The 20,856-nt window shown below is 68.5% G+C and carries 14 protein-coding genes; 2 read left to right on the top strand and 12 right to left on the bottom strand.

Annotated elements, in window-relative coordinates; translation table 11 throughout:
* Positions 1–106: 106 nt before the first annotated feature.
* Entirely contained in the window at positions 107–280 is a 174-nt protein-coding gene (locus C2L58_RS51015) for an Lrp/AsnC ligand binding domain-containing protein (RefSeq protein WP_233226160.1), read from the top strand.
* Between the two features lie 47 nt (positions 281–327).
* A complete protein-coding gene (locus tag C2L58_RS37540) occupies positions 328–1,113 on the top strand; it encodes a M15 family metallopeptidase (protein WP_103342397.1) in 786 nt (261 codons plus the stop codon).
* Positions 1,114–1,180: 67 nt separating this feature from the next.
* Here the strand turns inward: C2L58_RS37540 and C2L58_RS37535 are convergent, their stop codons facing one another.
* From C2L58_RS37535 to C2L58_RS37480, 12 genes are all read right to left on the bottom strand, one after another.
* On the bottom strand, positions 1,181–2,962 hold the full coding sequence (locus C2L58_RS37535) for an SdrD B-like domain-containing protein (RefSeq protein WP_233226159.1): 1,782 nt from the start codon (positions 2,960–2,962) through the stop codon (positions 1,181–1,183).
* A 161-nt stretch (positions 2,963–3,123) separates the two neighbouring features.
* Complete coding sequence (locus tag C2L58_RS37530) at positions 3,124–7,035, bottom strand: DNA-directed RNA polymerase subunit beta' (RefSeq protein WP_103342395.1); 3,912 nt, start codon at positions 7,033–7,035, stop codon at positions 3,124–3,126.
* A gap of 88 nt (positions 7,036–7,123) precedes the next feature.
* The gene (gene rpoB, locus C2L58_RS37525) at positions 7,124–10,627 is read right to left on the bottom strand and encodes a DNA-directed RNA polymerase subunit beta (protein ID WP_103342394.1); all 3,504 of its coding nucleotides are present in this window, start codon (positions 10,625–10,627) and stop codon (positions 7,124–7,126) included.
* Positions 10,628–11,386: 759 nt separating this feature from the next.
* Positions 11,387–12,364: a hypothetical protein gene (locus tag C2L58_RS37520; RefSeq protein ID WP_103342393.1), complete on the bottom strand. Its 978-nt coding sequence runs from the start codon at positions 12,362–12,364 to the stop codon at positions 11,387–11,389.
* An 82-nt stretch (positions 12,365–12,446) separates the two neighbouring features.
* The gene (locus C2L58_RS37515) at positions 12,447–13,034 is read right to left on the bottom strand and encodes a hypothetical protein (RefSeq protein ID WP_103342392.1); all 588 of its coding nucleotides are present in this window, start codon (positions 13,032–13,034) and stop codon (positions 12,447–12,449) included.
* 37 nt (positions 13,035–13,071) lie between these two features.
* Entirely contained in the window at positions 13,072–14,337 is a 1,266-nt protein-coding gene (locus tag C2L58_RS37510; RefSeq protein ID WP_103342391.1) for an MCE family protein, read from the bottom strand.
* Positions 14,337–15,509, bottom strand: a complete 1,173-nt coding sequence (locus C2L58_RS37505; RefSeq protein WP_103342390.1) for an MCE family protein — start codon at positions 15,507–15,509, stop codon at positions 14,337–14,339. The genes C2L58_RS37510 and C2L58_RS37505 overlap by 1 nt, the downstream gene beginning before the upstream one ends.
* The gene (locus C2L58_RS37500; protein WP_103342389.1) at positions 15,506–16,690 is read right to left on the bottom strand and encodes an MCE family protein; all 1,185 of its coding nucleotides are present in this window, start codon (positions 16,688–16,690) and stop codon (positions 15,506–15,508) included. Before C2L58_RS37500 ends, C2L58_RS37505 begins: the two co-directional genes overlap by 4 nt.
* Positions 16,687–17,673: an MCE family protein gene (locus C2L58_RS37495; protein WP_103342388.1), complete on the bottom strand. Its 987-nt coding sequence runs from the start codon at positions 17,671–17,673 to the stop codon at positions 16,687–16,689. Before C2L58_RS37495 ends, C2L58_RS37500 begins: the two co-directional genes overlap by 4 nt.
* Positions 17,670–18,698 (bottom strand): MCE family protein, encoded by a 1,029-nt coding sequence (locus C2L58_RS37490; RefSeq protein WP_103342387.1) that lies wholly within the window; start codon positions 18,696–18,698, stop codon positions 17,670–17,672. The genes C2L58_RS37495 and C2L58_RS37490 overlap by 4 nt, the downstream gene beginning before the upstream one ends.
* On the bottom strand, positions 18,695–20,020 hold the full coding sequence (locus C2L58_RS37485; RefSeq protein WP_103342386.1) for an MCE family protein: 1,326 nt from the start codon (positions 20,018–20,020) through the stop codon (positions 18,695–18,697). Before C2L58_RS37485 ends, C2L58_RS37490 begins: the two co-directional genes overlap by 4 nt.
* On the bottom strand, positions 20,017–20,853 hold the full coding sequence (locus tag C2L58_RS37480; RefSeq protein ID WP_003060266.1) for an MlaE family ABC transporter permease: 837 nt from the start codon (positions 20,851–20,853) through the stop codon (positions 20,017–20,019). Before C2L58_RS37480 ends, C2L58_RS37485 begins: the two co-directional genes overlap by 4 nt.
* Positions 20,854–20,856 lie beyond the last annotated feature (3 nt).

Genomic DNA, 20,856 nt, shown 5'->3' with positions numbered 1-20,856 from the left:
CCTTCCGTTCGGAAAAGGCGCTGGACGACGTCGACTGGCGGCTGCTGGACCTGCTGCAGGCCGACGGGTCGTCGAGATCCACCGGCTCAGCGGCGACCACTGCACGATGCTGAAGATCCGGGCGGCGTCGCTCGAGCACTTCGAGGGGCTGCTGGAACGGCTGGGCAAGCACGGTGAACTGCGGTCGTCGGTGGTGCTGTCGACGCAGTTCGAGGGACGGCCGGTGCAGCCGCCGTCGGACGACTTCCTGCGCGCGACGACCTCGGAAGGCTGGTCCTGACCCCGACGGCGGCTGCGCGCCCGGGGCCGAGCTGATAGACGAGAGGGATGCCGATCTTCACTCGCCGGGTGCGCGCTCTCGCCGTCACCCTCGCCGCGACGGCCGGTCTCGCCGTCCCCTCCCCCGCGCAGGCCGGCACTTCCGGGGCCTTCGTCGCACTCTCCGACGTCGCACCGTCGATCCTGCAGGACATCCGCTACGACACGCGGCACAACTTCGTCGGCCGCCGCATCGACGGGTACCGCCAGCCCATGTGCATCCTCACCCGGCAGGCCGCCGAAGGCCTGCGGCAGGCGCAGGCCCGGCTGCTCAAGCGCGGTTACACGCTCAAGGTCTACGACTGCTACCGGCCGCAGCGCGCCGTCGACCACTTCGTGCGGTGGGCCAAGGACCTCGCCGACGAGAAGATGAAGGCCGAGTTCTACCCGAACGTCGCCAAGGACCGGCTCTTCGCCGACGGGTACATCGCCGAGAAGTCCGGGCACAGCCGCGGCAGCACGATGGACCTCACCCTCGTGCGGATCCCGCCGCGGTTCCAGCGCCCGTACGTCCCAGGCGAGCCGCTCGAGGCGTGCTTCGCGCCGCGGGACCAGCGGTTCCCCGACAACACCGTCGACATGGGCACCGGCTACGACTGCTTCGACCCGCTCGCCCACACCGACAACCCGGCGATCACCGGCGTCGCCCGGCAGCACCGCGACCTGCTGCGCTCGACGATGGCCGCGGCGGGCTTCCGCAACCTGCCCGAGGAGTGGTGGCACTTCACGCTGAACGGCGAGCCGTTCCCGGACACCTACTTCGATTTCCCGGTGTCCCGGGGAAGCCTGCACTGAAACGCTTTTCGCCCGGACGAAAGCGCCCCCGGTCCACAGTGGACCGGGGGCGCTTCGCTCTCCTACGTCAGATCGTGCGACGCCGACGGCGGGCGCCGACGACCAGACCGCCGCCGAGGGCGAGGGCCAGCAGCGCGAGCGCGCCGAGGCCGATCGCGTCGACGCCGGTGCTGGCCAGCCCGGAGCCGCCGCTCTGGCCGCCACCGGTGCCGCCGGTGCTGCTGGCCGCGCCGGTCGACGGCGTCGTGGAGGCGGCGGCCGTGCAGGTCTCCGGGTTGGTGGGCACCTTCGGGAGCGGCGCGTCACCCTCCTCGGCCTGGATGCCCAGCCGGGCCGGGTTGTCCTCCGGTGCGTAGACGTCGACCGAGGTCGGGTTGTCGTACTTGATCTTCCAGCCCTTCGGCGGCAGGAAGTACAGCTTGTAGGCGAGCCCCGGAACCAGCTTGCGGAACTCGAAGTGGCCCTTCTCGTCCGTCGTCTGCTCGCCGATGACCGGGCAGGCCTGCTCGGCGGTCAGCACGACCTTGACCCCGGCCACACCGTGCTTGACCTGGCCTTGGTCGGTGTAGACCTCCACCTCGCCGGCGAGGGCGCCGACACCGCCGGGCACCGCCGCCTGGTCGGAAGCCTCCGCGTGGTTCTCGATGTCGACTTCGGGATACCCGAAGTCACAGGCGGCAACGACGAAACCGCGGTTGAACGCGGCCGCCGGCACCGTGTCGGTGACGTCGAAGGTGCGCGTCTCCCCGGCGCCGATCGTCACCCCGCGCGACCAGAGCAGGTCGCCCCAGCCGGGACCCGTGCCCTGCAGGATTTCGGGGTCGCCGATCCGGTTGCACTCGGCCACGATCCCGACGAGCGGGGTCTTGCCGGAGTTGGCCAGCGTGACGGTGAGGTGCGCGGTGTCGCCGACCTTGTAGCTGTCCTGGGTGAACTTCATCGACGCCTTGAGCGCACCGTTCAGCGGCGGTGCGCCGCGGAGATCCAGCTTCGTGCCCTTGCCGATGTGGACGGTGCGCCACGGGAACAACCAGCCGTCGACCACGTCGCCGCCGAGGTAGTAGTCCGCGGCCGGGACGTTGAAGGTCAGGGTGCCGTTCTCGTCGCTCGTCGCGGTGTAGGTGACGTCGCCGTGGATGTACCGCAGGCTGAGCTTGATCCCGGTCAGCTTTTCGCCGGCGTCGTAGGAGCCGTTGCCGTTCTTGTCGCCGTACACGATGCCCGACGCGTCGCCGGGGGCCGCGGTGACCTTCGCCGACGCTCCGAACTCGGGGCTGACGCTGAAGCCGGTTTTGTCGAACAGGACGGCTCGGACGGTCACGGTGTCCAGCCGGATATCCCGGATGCTCCCGGTGCCCGACAGCTCGAACGACTGATCCGGCTCGAGCTTGATCCCCCGCCCGGAACTCAGGTCACCCCAGCCACCCCAAGGAACGTTCAGATCGGTCGGCTTGTCGGTGAGCTGGTAGACGTAGACGCCGTCCGCGGTGACCCCACCGGTGTTCGTCAGCTTGATCTTGAAGTGGACGTCCTCGTTGGACGGATAAGGGTCGTCACCGAGATCGATCGAGGCCGCGACCTGCGCGCGTTGCGCGGGCTCGGCCTGCGGCTGCGCGGCCGCGGGCTTGTTCTCCGGCTGGGTGGAACTCGGCGCCGTGCTCGGCTCCGGCGCTTCCGAACCCGCCGGCGCCTCCGATGTGGACGGCGCTTCGGACGTCGCCGGCGCGGTGGCGGTCGGTGTCGGCTCGTCCGCGGCCGCCGGGCCGGCGAACACGCTGGTCAGCACGGCCGCGGCCGTCAGCGCGGCGAAATCGCGCGCGAAGGATCTCGCGCTTCTGGATATGTTCACGAACAGTCACCCCTGATTACCCGTTGGAAACGCGCAAAGCCCCCGAACCGCGTGAACCGGCTCACTCTAGCGAAAGTCCGGACAGGTGAACACCTGATGGGGTGACAAACGGGAAAGGCCCCCGCCGGAAACCCGGCAGGGGCCTTTCTCGTGACTCAGCTTCAGCGGAAGTCGCGGCCGAAGTCGTAGTCGTCCAGCGGAACCGCGGCACCGGTACCCGTACCGAACACGTCCGGGGTGTAGTAACCGTCGTCGTAGGACGGGATCGCGTACGCCGCGACCCGGGCCTCCTCGGTCGGCTGCACCTGGATGTTGCGGTACTTGTTGATGCCCGTACCGGCCGGGATCAGCTTACCGATGATCACGTTCTCCTTGAGGCCCACGAGCTTGTCCGAGCGGCCGTTGATCGCCGCGTCGGTCAGGACTCGCGTGGTCTCCTGGAACGACGCCGCCGACAGCCACGAGTCCGTGGTGAGCGACGCCTTCGTGATCCCCATCAGCACCGGACGGCCCGAAGCCGGCTCGCCGCCTTCGGCGACCGCGGCCCGGTTCGTCGCCTCGAACTTGGTCCGCTCGGGCAGCTCGCCCGGCAGGAAGTCCGTGGCCCCGGAGTCGATGATCGTCACCCGGCGCAGCATCTGCCGGACGATGACCTCGATGTGCTTGTCGTGGATCGACACACCCTGCGCCCGGTACACCTTCTGGACCTCGTCCACCAGGTGGATCTGCGCCTCGCGCGGCCCCATGACCCGCAGCACCTCGTGCGGGTCCGGGGTGCCCTCGAGCAGCTGCTGACCGACGTGCACGTGGTCACCGTCGCCCAGCGGGCCGTTCGGGGTGTTCGCGAGCCGCTGCCGCTTGGACAGCTTGTCGAAGACGATCTCCTCGCCCCCGTCGTCCGGGATGAGGGTGATCTTCCAGAACCGCTCGCTCTCCTCGATCCGCACGCGGCCGTCGACGTCGGCGATGGGCGCCTTGCCCTTCGGGACGCGGGCCTCGAACAGCTCCTGGACACGCGGCAGACCGGTCGTGATGTCGTCACCGGCCACACCACCCTGGTGGAACGTACGCATCGTCAGCTGCGTACCCGGCTCACCGATCGACTGGGCCGCGACGATACCCACGGCCTCGCCGACGTCGACCAGCAGACCGGTCGCCATCGAGCGGCCGTAGCAGGTCGCGCAGATGCCGACGACCGACTCGCAGGTCAGCACCGAGCGGACCTTGACCTTCGAGATGCCGCTGGAGAGCAGCTTGTCGATGGCCGGGTCGCCGATGTCGTCGCCGGCGTTCAGCACGACGTTGCCCTTGGCGTCCACCGCGTCCGTCGCGAGGTTCCGCGCGTACACGGAGGTCTCGACGTGCTGGTCGCGCAGGACCTTGCCGTCGCCGATGTCCTCACCGATCGGCATCATGATGCCGCGGGTGGTGCCGCAGTCGGTCTCGCGGACGATGACGTCCTGCGAGACGTCCACCAGACGCCGGGTCAGGTAACCCGAGTCGGCGGTCCGCAGCGCCGTGTCCGCCAGGCCCTTCCGGGCACCGTGCGTCGCGATGAAGTACTCCGCCACCGACAGGCCTTCACGGAAGTTGGCCTTGATCGGACGCGGGATGTACTCACCCTTCGGGTTCGACACCAGGCCACGCATACCGGCCAGGGACCGGACCTGCGTCATGTTACCGGCGGCGCCCGACTTCACGATCATGGCGATCGGGTTGTCGTCCGGCAGCGCCGTCTCCATGATCTTGTGGACCTCTTCGGTGGCCTGCGTCCACACCTTGACGAGCTCGTTGTTGCGCTCGGCGTGCGACAGCTGACCGCGCTGGTAGCGCTTCTCCACCTGGGACGCCTTGCCCTCGTACTCGTCGAGGATGGCGGCCTTGCCCACCGGGGTGAGCACGTCCGAGATGGCGACGGTGACGCCCGAGCGGGTCGCCCAGTAGAACCCGGCGTCCTTCAGGCGGTCCAGAGTCTGCGCAACCTGGGTCATCGAGTACCGCTCGGCGAGGTCGTTCACGATCGCGGCCTGCCGCTTCTTCGGCATCGGCTCGTTGATGAACGGGTAGTCCGCCGGCAGCAGCTCGTTGAACAGCACGCGGCCCAGGGTGGTCTCGGCCAGCCAGGCCTTGCCCGGCTCCCAGCCCTTCTCCGCGAGCCGCGCCTCGTCGGCCTTCGCCGGCTGACGGTCGGTGATGCGGATCTTGACCGGAGCGTGCAGGCTCAGCGCCTTGCGGTCGTAGGCCATGATCGCCTCGGCCGGCGACGAGTACGCGTTGCCCGCGCCCTCGGCCGTCTCGGTGAGGCGGGTCAGGTGGAACAGGCCCGTGACCATGTCCAGCCGCGGCATGGCGAGCGGACGGCCCGACGCCGGCGACAGGATGTTGTTCGCCGACAGCATCAGGATCCGGGCCTCGGCCTGCGCCTCGGCCGACAGCGGCAGGTGCACCGCCATCTGGTCACCGTCGAAGTCCGCGTTGAACGCCTCGCAGACCAGCGGGTGCAGCTGGATGGCCTTGCCTTCGACCAGCTGCGGCTCGAAGGCCTGGATGCCGAGGCGGTGCAGCGTCGGCGCGCGGTTCAGCATCACCGGGTGGCCGGTGATGACCTCTTCCAGCACGTCCCACACCTGCGGCCGCGAGCGCTCCACCATCCGCTTGGCGGACTTGATGTTCTGCGCGTGGTTCAGGTCGACCAGCCGCTTCATGACGAACGGCTTGAACAGCTCGAGCGCCATGTCCTTCGGCAGGCCGCACTGGTGCAGCTTCAGCTGCGGGCCGACGATGATGACCGAACGGCCCGAGTAGTCGACGCGCTTGCCGAGCAGGTTCTGGCGGAACCGGCCCTGCTTGCCCTTGAGGAGGTCGGACAGCGACTTCAGCGGCCGGTTGCCCGGGCCGGTGACCGGACGCCCGCGGCGGCCGTTGTCGAACAGCGCGTCGACGGCCTCCTGCAGCATCCGCTTCTCGTTGTTGACGATGATCTCGGGCGCGCCGAGGTCGATCAGCCGCTTGAGGCGGTTGTTCCGGTTGATCACCCGGCGGTACAGGTCGTTCAGGTCGGAGGTCGCGAAGCGGCCACCGTCCAGCTGCACCATCGGGCGCAGGTCCGGCGGGATCACCGGGACGGCGTCGAGCACCATGCCGCGCGGGTCGTTGCCGGTGGCCTGGAAGGCCGCGACGACCTTGAGCCGCTTCAGCGCGCGGAGCTTCTTCTGCCCCTTGCCGTTGCGGATGGTGTCGCGCAGGTTGTCGGCCTCCGCGGAGACGTCGAACTCGGTGGCCAGCTTCTGGATGGCCTCCGCGCCCATGCCGCCGGTGAAGTACTCGCCGTAGCGGTCGACGAGCTCGCGGTAGAGCAGCTCGTCGGCGATCAGCTGGCGGGTGTCGAGCTTCGTGAAGGTCGTCCAGACCTCCTCGAGGCGGTCCAGCTCGCGGCCGGCGCGGTCGCGCAGCTGGCGCATCTCGCGCTCGCCGCCCTCCTTGACCTTGCGGCGGACGTCGGACTTGGCGCCCTCCGCCTCCAGCGCGGCCAGGTCGGCTTCGAGCTTCTGCGCGCGGGCCTCGATGTCGGCGTCACGCTTGGTCTCGAGGTTCTTGCGCTCGACGCCGATCTCGTTCTCGAGGGTCGGCAGGTCGTTGTGGCGCAGCTCCGTGTTCACGCCCGTGATGACGTAAGCAGCGAAGTAGATGATCTTCTCGAGGTCCTTCGGCGCCAGGTCCAGCAGGTAGCCCAGGCGGGACGGAACACCCTTGAAGTACCAGATGTGGGTGACAGGGGCGGCCAGCTCGATGTGGCCCATCCGCTCGCGGCGCACCTTCGCGCGGGTCACCTCGACGCCGCAGCGCTCACAGATGATGCCCTTGAAGCGAACGCGCTTGTACTTGCCGCAGTAGCACTCCCAGTCCCGGGTCGGGCCGAAGATCTTCTCGCAGAAGAGGCCGTCCTTCTCGGGCTTGAGCGTCCGGTAGTTGATGGTCTCCGGCTTCTTGACCTCGCCGTAGGACCACTGACGGATGTCGTCGGCGGTGGCGAGGCCAATCCGGAGCTCATCGAAAAAGTTGACGTCCAGCACGTCTAGATCCCCTTGGGGTTGTTTCGGCTAGAGGGGGTTGGCGGGCGAGCCGGGGCCCACGGGAGGTAGGCCCCGGCTCAGCTCGCGATCAGTGCACGACGTCGTCCACCGAGGGCGACTCGTTGCGGGACAGGTTGATGCCGAGGTTGGCCGCGGCGCGCTCGAGGTCCTCGTCGTCGGAGTCGCGCATCTCGATCGAGGAGCCGTCGCTGGAGAGCACCTCGACGTTGAGGCACAGCGACTGGAGCTCCTTGAGGAGCACCTTGAACGACTCCGGGATGCCCGGCTCGGGGATGTTCTCCCCCTTGACGATGGCCTCGTACACCTTGACGCGGCCGACCACGTCGTCCGACTTGATCGTCAGCAGCTCCTGCAGCGTGTAGGCGGCGCCGTACGCCTGCATCGCCCAGCACTCCATCTCACCGAAGCGCTGGCCACCGAACTGCGCCTTACCACCCAGCGGCTGCTGCGTGATCATCGAGTACGGACCGGTGGAGCGGGCGTGGATCTTGTCGTCGACCAGGTGGTGCAGCTTCAGGATGTACATGTAGCCGACCGCGACCGGGTACGGGTACGGCTCGCCGGAACGGCCGTCGAACAGGTTGGCCTTCCCGTTCTCCTTGACCATCCGCTCGCCGTCGCGGTTCGGCTTCGTGCTGCTGAGCAGACCGGTGAGCTCGTCTTCCTTGGCGCCGTCGAACACCGGGGTGGCGGTGTTCGTGCCGGGCTCGACGTCACGGAGCTCGGGCGACAGGTTCTTCGCCCAGTCCGGGTTGCCCTCGATCGTCCAGCCCTGCGAAGCCAGCCAGCCCAGGTGCAGCTCGAGGATCTGGCCGATGTTCATCCGTCGCGGGACACCGTGGGTGTTCAGGATGATGTCGACCGGGGTGCCGTCCTCCATGAACGGCATGTCCTCGACCGGCAGGATCTTGCCGATGACACCCTTGTTCCCGTGCCGGCCGGCGAGCTTGTCGCCCGGCTGGATCTTGCGCTTCTGGGCCACGTAGACGCGGACCAGCTCGTTGACGCCCGGGGGCAGCTCGTCGTCGTCCTCGCGCGAGAACACGCGGATGCCGATGACCTTGCCGGTCTCGCCGTGCGGCACCTTCAGGGAGGTGTCGCGGACCTCGCGGGCCTTCTCGCCGAAGATCGCGCGGAGCAGGCGCTCCTCCGGGGTCAGCTCGGTCTCGCCCTTCGGCGTGACCTTGCCGACCAGGATGTCGCCGTCGCGGACCTCGGCACCGATCCGGATGATGCCGCGCTCGTCGAGGTCGGCCAGGACCTCCTCGGAGACGTTCGGGATGTCCCGGGTGATCTCCTCGGCGCCCAGCTTGGTGTCGCGGGCGTCGATCTCGTGCTCCTCGATGTGGATCGACGTCAGCACGTCGTCCTGCACCAGGCGCTCCGAGAGGATGATCGCGTCCTCGTAGTTGTGGCCCTCCCACGGCATGACCGCGACCAGCAGGTTCTTGCCGAGCGCCACCTCACCGTTTTCGGTGGACGGGCCGTCGGCGATGACCTGGCCGGCTTCGATCCGGTCGCCCTCGTTGACGATCGGGCGGTGGTTGAAGCAGGTGCCGTGGTTCGAGCGGCGGAACTTGTAGAGGCTGTAGCTCTTCCGCGTGCCGTCGTCGTGCATGACCGTGATCAGGTCCGCCGACAGCTCCTCCACCACGCCCGACTGCTCGGCGACCAGCATGTCGCCGGAGTCGATCGCGGCCCGCAGCTCCACACCGGTGCCGACGTACGGCGCCTGGCTGCGCAGCAGCGGCACGGCCTGACGCTGCATGTTCGCGCCCATCAGCGCGCGGTTCGCGTCGTCGTGCTCGAGGAACGGGATCATCGCCGTCGCGATCGAGACCATCTGCCGCGGCGACACGTCCATGTAGTCGATGTCGAGCGGGTCGATCAGCTCGACCTCGCCGCCCTTGCGGCGGGCCATGACCCGGTCTTCGATGAAGGTGCCGTCGTCGGAGATCGGCGCGTTGGCCTGGGCCTTGACGAACCGGTCTTCTTCGTCCGCGGTCAGGTAGTCGATCTGGTCGGTGACCCGGCCCTCGACGACCTTGCGGTACGGCGTCTCGATGAAGCCGAACGGGTTGACCCGCGCGTACGAGCAGAGCGAGCCGATCAGGCCGATGTTCGGGCCTTCCGGCGTCTCGATCGGGCACATCCGGCCGTAGTGCGACGGGTGGACGTCGCGGACCTCCATGCCGGCGCGCTCACGCGACAGACCACCCGGGCCCAGCGCGTTGAGGCGGCGCTTGTGGGTCAGGCCGTCGATCGGGTTCGTCTGCTGCATGAACTGCGACAGCTGCGAGGTGCCGAAGAACTCCTTGATCGCCGCGCCGATCGGGCGGATGTTGATCAGGGTCTGCGGGGTGATCGCCTCGACGTCCTGCGTGGTCATGCGCTCGCGGACGACGCGCTCGGTGCGCGACAGGCCGACCCGGATCTGGTTCTGGATCAGCTCGCCGACGGTCCGGATCCGGCGGTTGCCGAAGTGGTCGATGTCGTCGGTCTCGACCGGGATCTCGGTGTTGTTCGCCGCGGTCATCTTGTCCTCGCCGGCGTGCAGCCGGACCAGGTACTCGATGATCGTGACGATGTCTTCTTCGGTCAGCGTGCCGTTCTCGATCGGGGTCGAGAGGCCCAGCTTCTTGTTGACCTTGTACCGGCCGACCTTGGCCAGGTCGTAGCGCTTCGCCTTGAAGAACAGGTTCTCCAGCAGGGTCTGCGCGCTCTCCTTCGTGGGCGGTTCGCCCGGGCGGAGCTTGCGGTAGATGTCGAGCAGCGCCTCGTCGGTGCCGGCGGTGTGGTCCTTCTCGAGGGTGGCGAGCAGCGTCTCCGAGAAGGAGAAGCGCTCGCGGATCGCCTCGGTGGTCCAGCCGAGCGCCTTCAGCAGCACGGTGACCGGCTGGCGGCGCTTGCGGTCGATGCGGACGCCGACGGTGTCGCGCTTGTCGACGTCGAACTCCAGCCAGGCACCGCGGCTCGGGATGACCCGGACGCTGAAGACGTCCTTGTCGCTCGTCTTGTCGATGTCCTTGGAGTAGTAGACGCCCGGCGAGCGGACCAGCTGGGACACCACGACACGCTCGGTGCCGTTGATGACGAAGGTGCCCTTGTCGGTCATCACCGGGAAGTCGCCCAGGAAGACCGTCTGGCTCTTGATCTCGCCCGTGTTGTTGTTGACGAACTCCGCCGTGACGAACAGCGGGGCCGCGTACGTCATGTCCTTGTCCTTGCACTCCTCGATCGAGGCCTTGACCTCGTCGAAGCGCGGAGCGGAGAAGGACAGGGACATCGAACCGGAGAAGTCTTCGATCGGGGAGATCTCGTTGAGGACCTCTTCGAGGCCGCCGACCGGGTTCTCTTCACCTTCCTCGACACGGCGCTGGAACCACGCTTCGTCCCCGGTGAACCACTGGAACGACTGGATCTGGACGTCGAGCAGGTTGGGGGTGTTCAGGGGTTCGCGAATCTTTGCGAAGGAAACCCGCTTGGGCGCGCCGGGGATTCCCGTGGCCTCCGAGCGAGATTCAGCCGAGGTGGTCGCAGCAGTGGCCTGGTTCGCGGGAGAGACTGCCAAGATGCGTCCTTCCGGGGACAATGAGCGGTGACGGCCGCCATAGCAACAGCTATGAGCGACTGTCAAGGGTGCCGTGTGCCCACTATCCTAACTACCGGCTCCGGGCAGCCTGAAAGAGGGCAGCGCAAAGAGACAGTCTAGCCCGAACGTCGCGGTCTGTCCAGGGGGCGCTCCCGATGGGGCCCAGCCTGCTTCGCAACGTCTTCAGGTATGCCTCCTGGCGACCCGGAGGTCCCTCCCGCAAGGGCCCTGGTTTCGCCGTTGGGAGTAAGCGTGACCCCACCGGAGCTTCCAGTCAAGATGCCACACGGGGGTCCCGCCGGTTGGCGCAGCGTGGAAGAGGGTCAGCGGAGCGTGAGCGGCCGAATATCATTCCAGCTACCCGCTGGTAACGCCACCTTGAGGGGCTCTACCTGGGGTTTCGCCGGGATCGAGGGGTATGGCGCAGGCCACTCCGGCGGAGTGGATCCGGGCGTGTCGGGAGCGGAGATTTCGCGGATCGGGGACCGCGGAGGGCCGGTTCGGAGGCTCCAGAGAGCGCTTACGGCCGTCCGCCGCGGTGTGAGTGCGTGAGGCCCGCGCGGCGGCACGCACCCGCCCACGGCGGCGCGAGCACGGGACAGCGCGCGGTGAGCCTCGGGTGCCCGCACCGCGCGCCACAGCGGTGTGACCACCCTTCGTGCGCGCGCGGCTACGCGAACCCGGGCGGTGCCGCGGCGCCGACGACCCGCGATCCCCGCCGAGCGAGACCCGGTGGACCTACTTGGACGGCGAGGGGGACGCGGGCGCCGACGAGGGTGCCTGCGACGGCGCCGGGACCTTCGGGGCGTTGTAGGTGTCCATGTCAGTGATCTTCCACTTGTCGCCCTGGAGCTGGGCGTTCAGGTGGAGCTGGGCCGTGCCCGCCGTCGTCTTCTTCGTGTCCGTGCGGGTCGAGGTCTGGTCGACGAAGACCATCACCTTCGCCAGGTCGCCGTTGAGCATGATCACCGCCGCGCGCGTCACCTTGCACGTCACGATCATCTTCTGGGCCGGCGCCAGCCGCTTCACCTCGCCCATCAGCGAGTTGTACTTGTTCTTGACGTCGTCGTTGGCGAGCAGGTCGTTCGCCGCGTCCTCGGTCTTCTTGATGTTGTTGAAGTCGTAGGAGAACAGCGCCTCGGCCGCCTTCGACACCGCGTCCTTGACCTGCGCGGTCTTCGCGACGTCCAGGAGGGCCGTGTTGCTCGTCGCCGAGGAGACCTGCACCTCTTCGGACTTGAACCAGAAGGCCAGGCCGCCCAGGACCAGCGCGACCAGCACCAGCGCACCCGCCACGAGGTACGGCCTCGGCACCTTCGAGCCCGCGGGCTTCTCCGGCTCCGCATCCGAGACCGGAACCTCGGCTTCTTCGGTCGGCTTCGCGATCCCGGTGTCCCGCTTCTTCCGCCGGGGCGCCGGCCGCGCCGGGGCTTCCTCCTCGTCGGCCGCGGGCTCACCCGTGAGCGCGTCGACCTGCGGCTCCTCTTCGACACCGGTGCCGGTCTCGACCGGCGCGAACACCTGCGTGTCCTCGGCGGGCGCCAGGTCGTCGAGCCGCCCGCTGGTGGACTCCACCGACTCCACCGGCTCGGCGGCCGGCCGGGGTGCCGGACGCGGCGCCGGCCGCGGACGCGGCTTCGCGGGCGGCACGGCGGGCAGCTGGCCGGTCCGCTCGGCGGCGGTCTCGTCCGTCGGGGGCTTGCGCAGCCCGGCCACGCGGGGACGCCGCGACGGCGGCGGGGTGCTGCGCGGCGGCTGGCGGCGGGAGGGGGGCACTACGGGCTCCTTCTGGGTAACGCTACTGGCCGGCCGCGACGAGCGGGACGCTGTCGATGCCGGACAGCTTCCAATCATCGCCCACCCGGGTCATCGAGACTTCGAGGCGCAACGGCTTCGCGCTGCTCTTGTCCCCCTGGGTCACGGTGGTGGCGATCGCGGCGAGGAAGCTGGCCTTGCCTTCGTGGTCGTCCAGCTCCTCGACGGCGACGTCCTGCACGTCCGTGGTGACCTTCGTCTTGGCGTCGGAGAGCGCCTTGCGGAACGTCGGCGCCGACTGGTCGATCTGCTGCGCCATCTTGTCGTCCGACACGGCCTTCTGCCGGGCGAAGAAGCCGTCGAGGTCGTTGTAGTCGACCTCGGTGTAGGCCTTCAGCGCGTTGGTGCCCGCCTTGACCACGGCATCGCGCGACGCCGCCAAGCCGGCGTTGTCGTCGTTCGCGGCCACCCACCACTGGACGCCGAAGATGGCCGCCGCGATGAGGCCGGCCAGTGCCAGTGCCGCGGCGCCGAGCACCAGGGTCCGCGAGGGATCCTTCGACGGCGCCCCGGAAGACTCTGCGGAGGACTCGTCTTCCACCGCCGTGGCGGCCGGCTCGTCCGTGCTCATGACACTCCAGGGTAGGTAACGGTCGTCAAAATCGGCGTCAGGTCAGGCCGAGCAGCGAGCCCAGGCTGGTGAGGCTGACGCCGGGGCTGCCGACGATGCCCGGCACACCCCGGGTGTTCCGCTCCTCGGCCAGCTCTTCGGCCGGCCGGTTCGCGTTGGCCGAGACGTCGCTGTCCGACGGCGCGACCGGCACCCCGCCGTAGGGCGCGTTCTGCGCCCCGCGGACGTTGATCGGGCTGCCCTTCGGTTCGGCACAGTACGCGTCTTCCTTCGCCGGCTTCGCGGAAAGGTCGTTCCCGGTGCGGAACTGCGAATACGGGAGGTACCCCTTGGTGCAGGCCGGCGGGTTGAACAGGTTGAGCACCAGGCCGAGGTGCGCGGTGCCGTCGCCGGGCGCCACGCTGCTCGCCGCCCCGGCCAGCGCCGGATACGTGACCAGGCCCTGCTCGATCCCGTCGAGCCGGGTCACGGTCAGGTTCGCCGTGGTCAGCAGGTTCGCCGTCAGCGCGCCGAGGCCCGGACCGGACTCCTGCAGCACCTGGCTGATCTGCGTCGCCACCTGCGGCGTGATCCCGATGAGCTTGCGCAGGTCGCCGTCGGAGTTCTTCAGCGTGCCGGTGAGCTCGTTGAGGCTCTTGCTGAACGAGGCGAAGTTCGCCGCCTCGGCGTTCTGCGTGTCCAGCACCTGGCCGCCGGCGTCCAGCAGCTGGATCGTCTGCGGCAGGTACTGCTGCGCCGTCGTGGTGAAGCTGCGCGCGGTGTCCAGCAGCTTCTGCAGGTCGCCGCCGGTGCCGCGGAAGGCGTCGTAGGACTCGTCGACGACCGTGCGCAGCGAGTCGACCGGGACCGACGCGGCGAGCGAGTCGAGGTCGCCGATCAGCCGGTCGGTGCTGACCGGGGTGGTCGTCTTCGACGCCGGGATGACCGAGCCCGCCGCCAGGTACGGGCCCTTGTCGGCCTTCGGCTTGAGGTCGACGTACTGCTCACCGACCGCCGACCGGTTGGCGACGACGGCGTCGAGGTCCGCGGGCACCTTCGGCGCCGACGGGTCGATGTTCAGGTCGGCCTCGAGCCCGGTCTGGGTGAGCCGCATGTCGCCGACCCGGCCGATGTTGTAGCCGCGGTAGGTCACCTCGGCGTTGGTGAAGATGCCGCCCGACTCGTTGAGCTGCAGCTTCACCGTGTAGCCGTCGTTGCCGAACACGCTGCCGAGCCCGGCGAACCGGATCAGCGCGTAGACGATCGCGACGACCGAGATCACCACGAAGGCGATCAGCTGGATCTTCGTCCGGCGGATCAGCATCAGCCCGCACCTCCCGGCAGGAGCCCGAAGAGGTTGCCCAGGCCCGGCTTCGACTGCTGTTGCCCGGTGCCGGGGATCGGCAGCGGCGGCGGCTGGTTGGCCGGCGTGCCCTGGACCCCGCCGGTCAGGCCGGCCAGCGGCAGCTGCCCCGACAGGGCGTTCTGCCGGCTGTTGCCCAGGTTCTCGACGATCGTCTTCAGGTTCAGGTCCACCTTCGCGTACAGGTTGAAGTAGTCGCCCTTGACGCCGTTGACGGCCTGGTCGCTGAACGGGAACGTCAGCAGGATCTCCAGCGCCTTCGGCAGGTCGTTGCCCGCCTCGCCGAGCTTCTGCAGCGTCGGCGTCAGCGCCTTGAGGTCGGCGACGAGGTCCTTCTGCGACTTGTTGACCGTGTCGGTGGCGACGCCGGAGAGGTTGTCCAGCGCCTGCAGCATGGTGACCAGCTGGCCGCGCTGCTGCTCCAGCACGCCGAGCCCGGGCCCGAGGTTGTCGACCGCGCCGACCAGCTTGTCCTTCTGGTCGTTGAGGGTCGAGGAGAGCCGGTTCAGCCCGTCGATGGCCCGGGTGATGTTCTTCGACTGCCGGTCGAGGTTCGTCACCAGCTGGTTCGCGTTGTCCAGCAACGCCTTGATGTCCGGCTCGCGGCCGGACGTGGCGTTGTTGAGCTCCTTGGTGATGGTGTTCAGCTGGTCGACGCCACCGCCGTTGAGCAGCAGGGACAGCGCCCCGAGCAGTTCTTCGACCTCGACGCTGCGGTTCGTGCGGGCCAGCGGGATGGTCGCGTTGTCGGCGAGCTTGCCGTGGGCCTGGTCGGCGCCGGGCGAGGCCAGTTCGACGTACTTCTCACCGAGCAGGCTGGACTGCTTGACGTTGGCGATCGCGTTGGCCGGCAGCTTGATGCCGCCGTTGACCCGCAGCGTGACCAGCGCGTGCCAGCCGTCCTTGGTGAGCCCGACGTTCTCGACCCGGCCGACCGGCACCTCGTCGACCTTCACCCCGGCCTGCGGGGTCAGGTCGAGCACGTCCCGGAACTCGACGTTCACCGTGTACGGGTGGTCGCCGAGGTCGGCGCCACCGGGCAGCGGCAGGTCGTAGATGCCCTTGAAGGCACAGCCGGACAGCGTCAGCGCGGACGCCGTGACCAGCACTCCGACGGTCAGGAGCTTCTTCACTGGCCACCTCCGTAGAGCTGCCCGGCGATGGGCAGCGGCAGCGGCGGCAGCTGACCGGACTGCAGGGCCTGCACGGTCTGCGCCACGGACGGCAGCGGGATCACCTTGTCGACCACGCCGGCGATGCTCTCGCAGGCGTTGCCGAGCACGTCCGGGATGCCCTTGCTGCCGACCTGCTTGAGCAGCCGGCAGATCATCACCAGCGGCGGCTGGGTCAGCTCGTTGAGGTTCGGCCGGGCGTCGAGCGTGCCCGCCGCGCCGTTGTAGGTGTTGACCAGGTTGCTCAGGCCGACCGGGGCGACGTCGAGGATCTCGGCGAGCGAGCTGCGCTGGTCGACGAGCACCTTGGTGATGCCGGCCAGCTTGTCCACATTGGACTTGAGCCGGTCGTGGTTCTGGTCGATGAACGCCTGCACCGTGGTGAGGGTCGTGCCCAGCTGCTGCACGGTCGCGGCCAGGTTGTCCTTTTCGGACGCCAGGTAGCCGCTGACGTCGGCGAGCCGGCCCTCGAAGGTGCGGACCTGCTTGTCGGAGTCGGCCAGCGTCTGCGAGAACTTGCCGAGGTTCTCCACGGTGGAGAACAGGTCGTCCTTGTTGCCCGACAGCGTGCCGGCCGCCTGGCCGAGCTTGGTGATCGTGTCGTGCAGGGCCTGGCCGTTGCCGTCGACGTTGGCCGCCGCGGTGTTCAGCAGGTTCGACAGCGACCCATTCTGGTTGGCACCGTTCGGGCCGAGGGTCTCGCTGACCCGGGCCAGGCTGGACGCGAGCTGGTCGACCTCCAGGGGCACCTCGGTGCGGTCGAGACCGATGACCGCGCCGTCGGAGATGCGCGGGCCGCCGGTGTAGGCCGGGGCCAGCTGGACGTAGCGGTCCGACACCAGCGACGGCGCCACGATGAGCGCCTTCGCGTCGGCCGGGACGGCGACCGAGCGGTCGTACTCGAAGTCGACCTTCACCTGGTTGCCCATGGGCTGGATCTTGGTGACCGTGCCCATGTCGACGCCGAGCATCCGCACGCTGTTGCCCTCGTACAGGCCGACGGCGCCGGCGAAGTACGCGGTCAGGTGGTTGCGGCCGGCGTCCTTGAGGGTCCACCAGATCCCGCCGGCGACGACGAGCGCGAGCACGATCGCGATGGTGAAGCCCCGGGTCAGGGCCATTCCGAAGCGGGTGTCACTCATTTCGTGTAGCACCCCTCTTCGTTGATCGGGCCGAACGACGGCAGCAGCAGGCCGCAGATGTAGTTGTCGAACCAGCGGCCGTTGCCGATGGTGTTGGTGAAGACGCGGATGAAGGGCGCGAACTTCTTGAGCCCCTCGGCCAGCGAGTCCTGGTTGCGCTGCAGCATCGACGTCAGCTGGTCGAGCTGGGTCAGCACCGGGTCGAGCTGCTTGTCGTTGTCGTCGATCAGGCCCTGCAGCTGCGTGGCCAGCTGGCGGGAGCCGTCCAGCAGCGCGGTGATCGCGTCCTCCCGCTTGGCCAGCTCGGCGAGCAGGTCGTTGCCGTCGGTCAGCAGCTTCTGCACCTCGGCGTCGCGGTCGACCAGCGTCTGCGACACCTCGCGGGTGTTGGCCAGCAGGTTCGACAGCTGCTGGTCACGCGAGGCGATCGTGTCCGACAGCTTCGACAGCCCCGACAGCGCGCCCTTCACGTCCTCGGGCGTGTTGGCGAAGGTCTGCGAGATCGTGTCGAAGCTCTGCGCCAGCTGCTTGGTGTCGATGTTGTCGACGGTCTGGGACAGCCCGCGGAACGCGTCGAGCACGTCGTAGGGCGCCATCGTGCGGTCCCGCGGGATGCCGGTGCCCGGGTTCAGCGCGCTCTCGCCCTGCGGGTCCAGCGACAGGTACTTCTGCCCGAGCAACGTCTTGATCTTGATCGCGGCGCTGGTCCGGTCGCCCAGCCAGGCGTCCTTGACCTTGAACGACACCTTCACCGACGCGCCGTCGAGCGCGATGTCGCTGACCTTGCCGACCTTGACGCCGGCGATCCGGACGTCGTTGTCCTTCTGCAGCCCGGACGCCTCGCTGAACTCGGCGCTGTAGGTGGTGCCGCCGCCGATCACCGGCAGGTCGTCGGAGTTGAGCGCGGCGGTGAACGCGAGCGCCAGCACGACGATCCCGACCAGCGCGATCGGCACGGGGTTGCGCTTCTGGAAGGACTTCATCCCTGGCACCTCGCCCGGTTCGCCGGGATCAGGGGCAGAGCGACGTCGTTGATCAGTGGCGGCAAGCTCACGCTCCCGGAGAACTCACAGGCGTAGAAGTTGAACCAGGAGCCGTAGTCCGCGGTGCGGGTCAGCGTGCTCACCTTGGTCGGCAGGAACTGGATGAAGTGCTCCAGCTCCGGCTCGTTCTTGTTCAGCGCGCTCGTCAGGTTCCCGAGCGCGCTGATGTCGTTCTTCAGCGGCTCGCGCACCTCGCCGAGCAGGCCGGACGTCGTCTGGGCCAGGTTGCCGAGGCTCTCGATCGCGTCGCCGATCGGCTTGCGGTCGGCGGCCAGCCCGGACACCAGCTGCTGCAGCTTCACGATCAGGTCGTTGAGCTGCGGGGTGTGCGCGTTGACCGTGTCGAGCACCGAGTTGAGGTTGTCGATCACCTCGCCGATCACCTGGTCCTTGTCGGCGATCGTGGTGGCCAGCGACGCCGTGTGCGACAGCAGGCTCTCCACGGTGCCGCCCTCGCCCTGCAGGACCTGGATGACCTCGTAGGACAGCTTGTTGACGTCCTCGGGGTTGAGCGCGGTGAACAGCGGCTTGAAGCCGTTGAACAGCTCGGTCAGGTCCAGCGCCGGCGTGGTCCGCTCCAGCGGGATGGTGCCGCCCGGCTGCAGCGTCTTGCCGGCGCTGTCGTCGCCCTCGCCGAGCGAGACGTACCGCTGGCCGACCAGGTTGCGGAACTTGATCTGCGCGGTCACCCCGGCCGGCAGCGTCCGGCCGGCGTCGACCTCGAACTCGACCTCGGCCTGGCGCTTGTCGACGATGTGCACGTCCTTGACCTGCCCGACCCGGACGCCGGCGATGCGGACGTCGTCGTTGGGCAGCAGCAGCGTCGCGTCGGTGAAGCGGGCCTTGTAGGCGTTGGTGCTGGTGGTGTTGATGTTGGCGATGCTGATCCCGAGGATCGTCGTGAACAGCACGGTGACCACCACGAAGATGCCGAGCTTGATCAGCGGCGCGAGCAGGCCCCTCACTTGACCGTCACCTCCGCACCCCGGTACAGCGGGCCGACGAGCAGCGAGCTCCAGCCCGGGACGTCGGCCGCGCTCATGCCCAGCTGCGGGCCGAGCAGGTCGGCCAGGAAGCCCTGCTCCGCCGTCGAATACGCCAGATCACCACCGCTGCCGCCGTTGCCGGCCGCGTCGGCCTTGAACTTGGCCGGGTTGAGGCCCTCGCCGGCGCTCTTCGGCGCGGCCTGGTGCAGCGTGCCGTCCTTGAACGCGCCGTCCGGCGGCTCGGACGGGAACGGCTTCGGGATGTCCTTGATGTCGTAGCAGCGCGGGCCGCGCTTGTCGTCGAACCGCGGCTCTTCCTTGCCCGCCTGGTAGGGCGCGCGCGGCACGATGATCTCGATGGTCGCGTGCAGGCCGGGCTGGTTGGTGCCCTTGCCCAGCGCCTGGTCGATCAGCGGCACGTTCTTGGCCATCTGGGAGATCACGCAGGGGTACTCCGGCGCGTACTTCGCCAGCAGTTCGGCCGTCGGCCGGGCCGTGTCGACGAGGGAGATGATGTTGTCCTTGTTGTTCTGCAGGAACGTCTGCAGGTCCACCGAGGCCTGGGTCAGGGTGCCGTAGAGGTTCGAGAGGTTCTGCCGCTCGTCGACCACGGTCCGGGTCGTCGTGCTCAGGTTGTCCAGGCTCTGCACCAGGTCCGGGGCCGCGTCCTTCAGGTGGTCGGAGAACTCCGCGAGCGCCTTGAGGTTGTGCTGCAGCTCGGGCTCGTGCGGGTTCAGCTCGCCGATGTAGGTGCCCAGCTGCGAGAGCGTGTCGCCGAGCTGGTCGCCGCGGCCGGACAGCGCCGTCGAAATCGCGGTGAGCGTCGCCGACAGCTTCTGCGGCTGCACCGCCTGCAGCACCGGCATCAGGTGGGAGAACGCCTGCTCCAGCTCGACCGCGCTCGACGTGCGGTCCTGCGGGATGACGTCCCCGCTGGCCAGGGTCTTCGCCGACGGGTCCTTCGGGATCTCCAGCGAGACGAACCGCTCGCCGAAGAGCGTCTTGGGCAGGAACCGCGCCGAGACGTTCTCCGGGATGAGCTTCGCGGACTCCGGCTGGAGCGCCAGGGTCAGCTCGGCGCCGTGGTCGGTGGCGACGATGTCCTGCACCGAGCCGACGATCAGCCCGCGCACCTTGACGTCGGACTGCTTGATCAGCTGGTTGCCGATCTTGTCGGCCTGCAGCTTGACCGTGACGACCGGGGTGAACGCCTTGTCGTAGAGCGCGATGGACAGCGCCACCCCGCCGACCATCACGGCGATGAGCAGCAGGCCGAGCAGCCTGCGTCGGAGCGTCCTCATCCCGCGATCCTTACCGTGACGTCGGTTCCCCAGATGGCGAACCCGATGAAGAAGTTCATGATCGACACCGTGACGATGGACAGCCGCACGGCCTTGCCGACCGCGACGCCGACGCCGGCCGGGCCGCCGGTCGCCCGGTACCCGAAGTAGCAGTGCGACAGGATGATCAGGACGCTGAACAGCAGCACCTTGATGAAGGAATAGAGCACGTCCTGCGGTGGCAGGAACAGGTCGAAGTAGTGGTCGTAGGTACCCGCGGACTGGTTGTAGATGTAGATGACGACCAGTCTCGACGCGAGGTACGAGCTCAGCAGGCCGATGATGTAGAGCGGGATGACCGCGACGAACCCGGCGATGATCCGGGTGGTGACCAGGTACGGCAGGCTCGGCACGCCCATGACTTCCAGCGCGTCGATCTCCTCGGAGATCCGCATGGCGCCCAGCTGCGCGGTGAAGCCGGCGCCGACCGTGGCGCTCAAGGCGAGGCCCGCGACCAGCGGCGCGATCTCGCGGGTGTTGAAGAACGCGGTCAGGAAGCCGGTGAAGGCCGACGTCCCGATCGAGTTCAGCGCCGAGTAGCCCTGGAGGCCGACGAGGACACCGGTGAACAGCGTCAGGCCGACCATCACGCCGACCGTGCCGCCGATGACCGCCAGCGAGCCGGAGCCGAAGCTGACCTCGGCCAGCAGCCGGAGCACCTCTTTGGTGTAGCGGCGCAGCGTCCGCGGCGTCCACAGCAGCGCACGGCCGTAGAACGACATCTGGTCGCCGAGGGTGTCCAGTGTCTGGAGGGGTCGGTTGGCGACGCGCTTGGCGCCCTGGAGGAACGTCATGGC

The sequence above is a fragment of the Amycolatopsis sp. CA-126428 genome (assembly GCF_002904335.1).
In the GTDB taxonomy this organism is placed as follows: domain Bacteria; phylum Actinomycetota; class Actinomycetes; order Mycobacteriales; family Pseudonocardiaceae; genus Amycolatopsis.
This window is presented reverse-complemented; position numbering and strand designations above follow the sequence as displayed.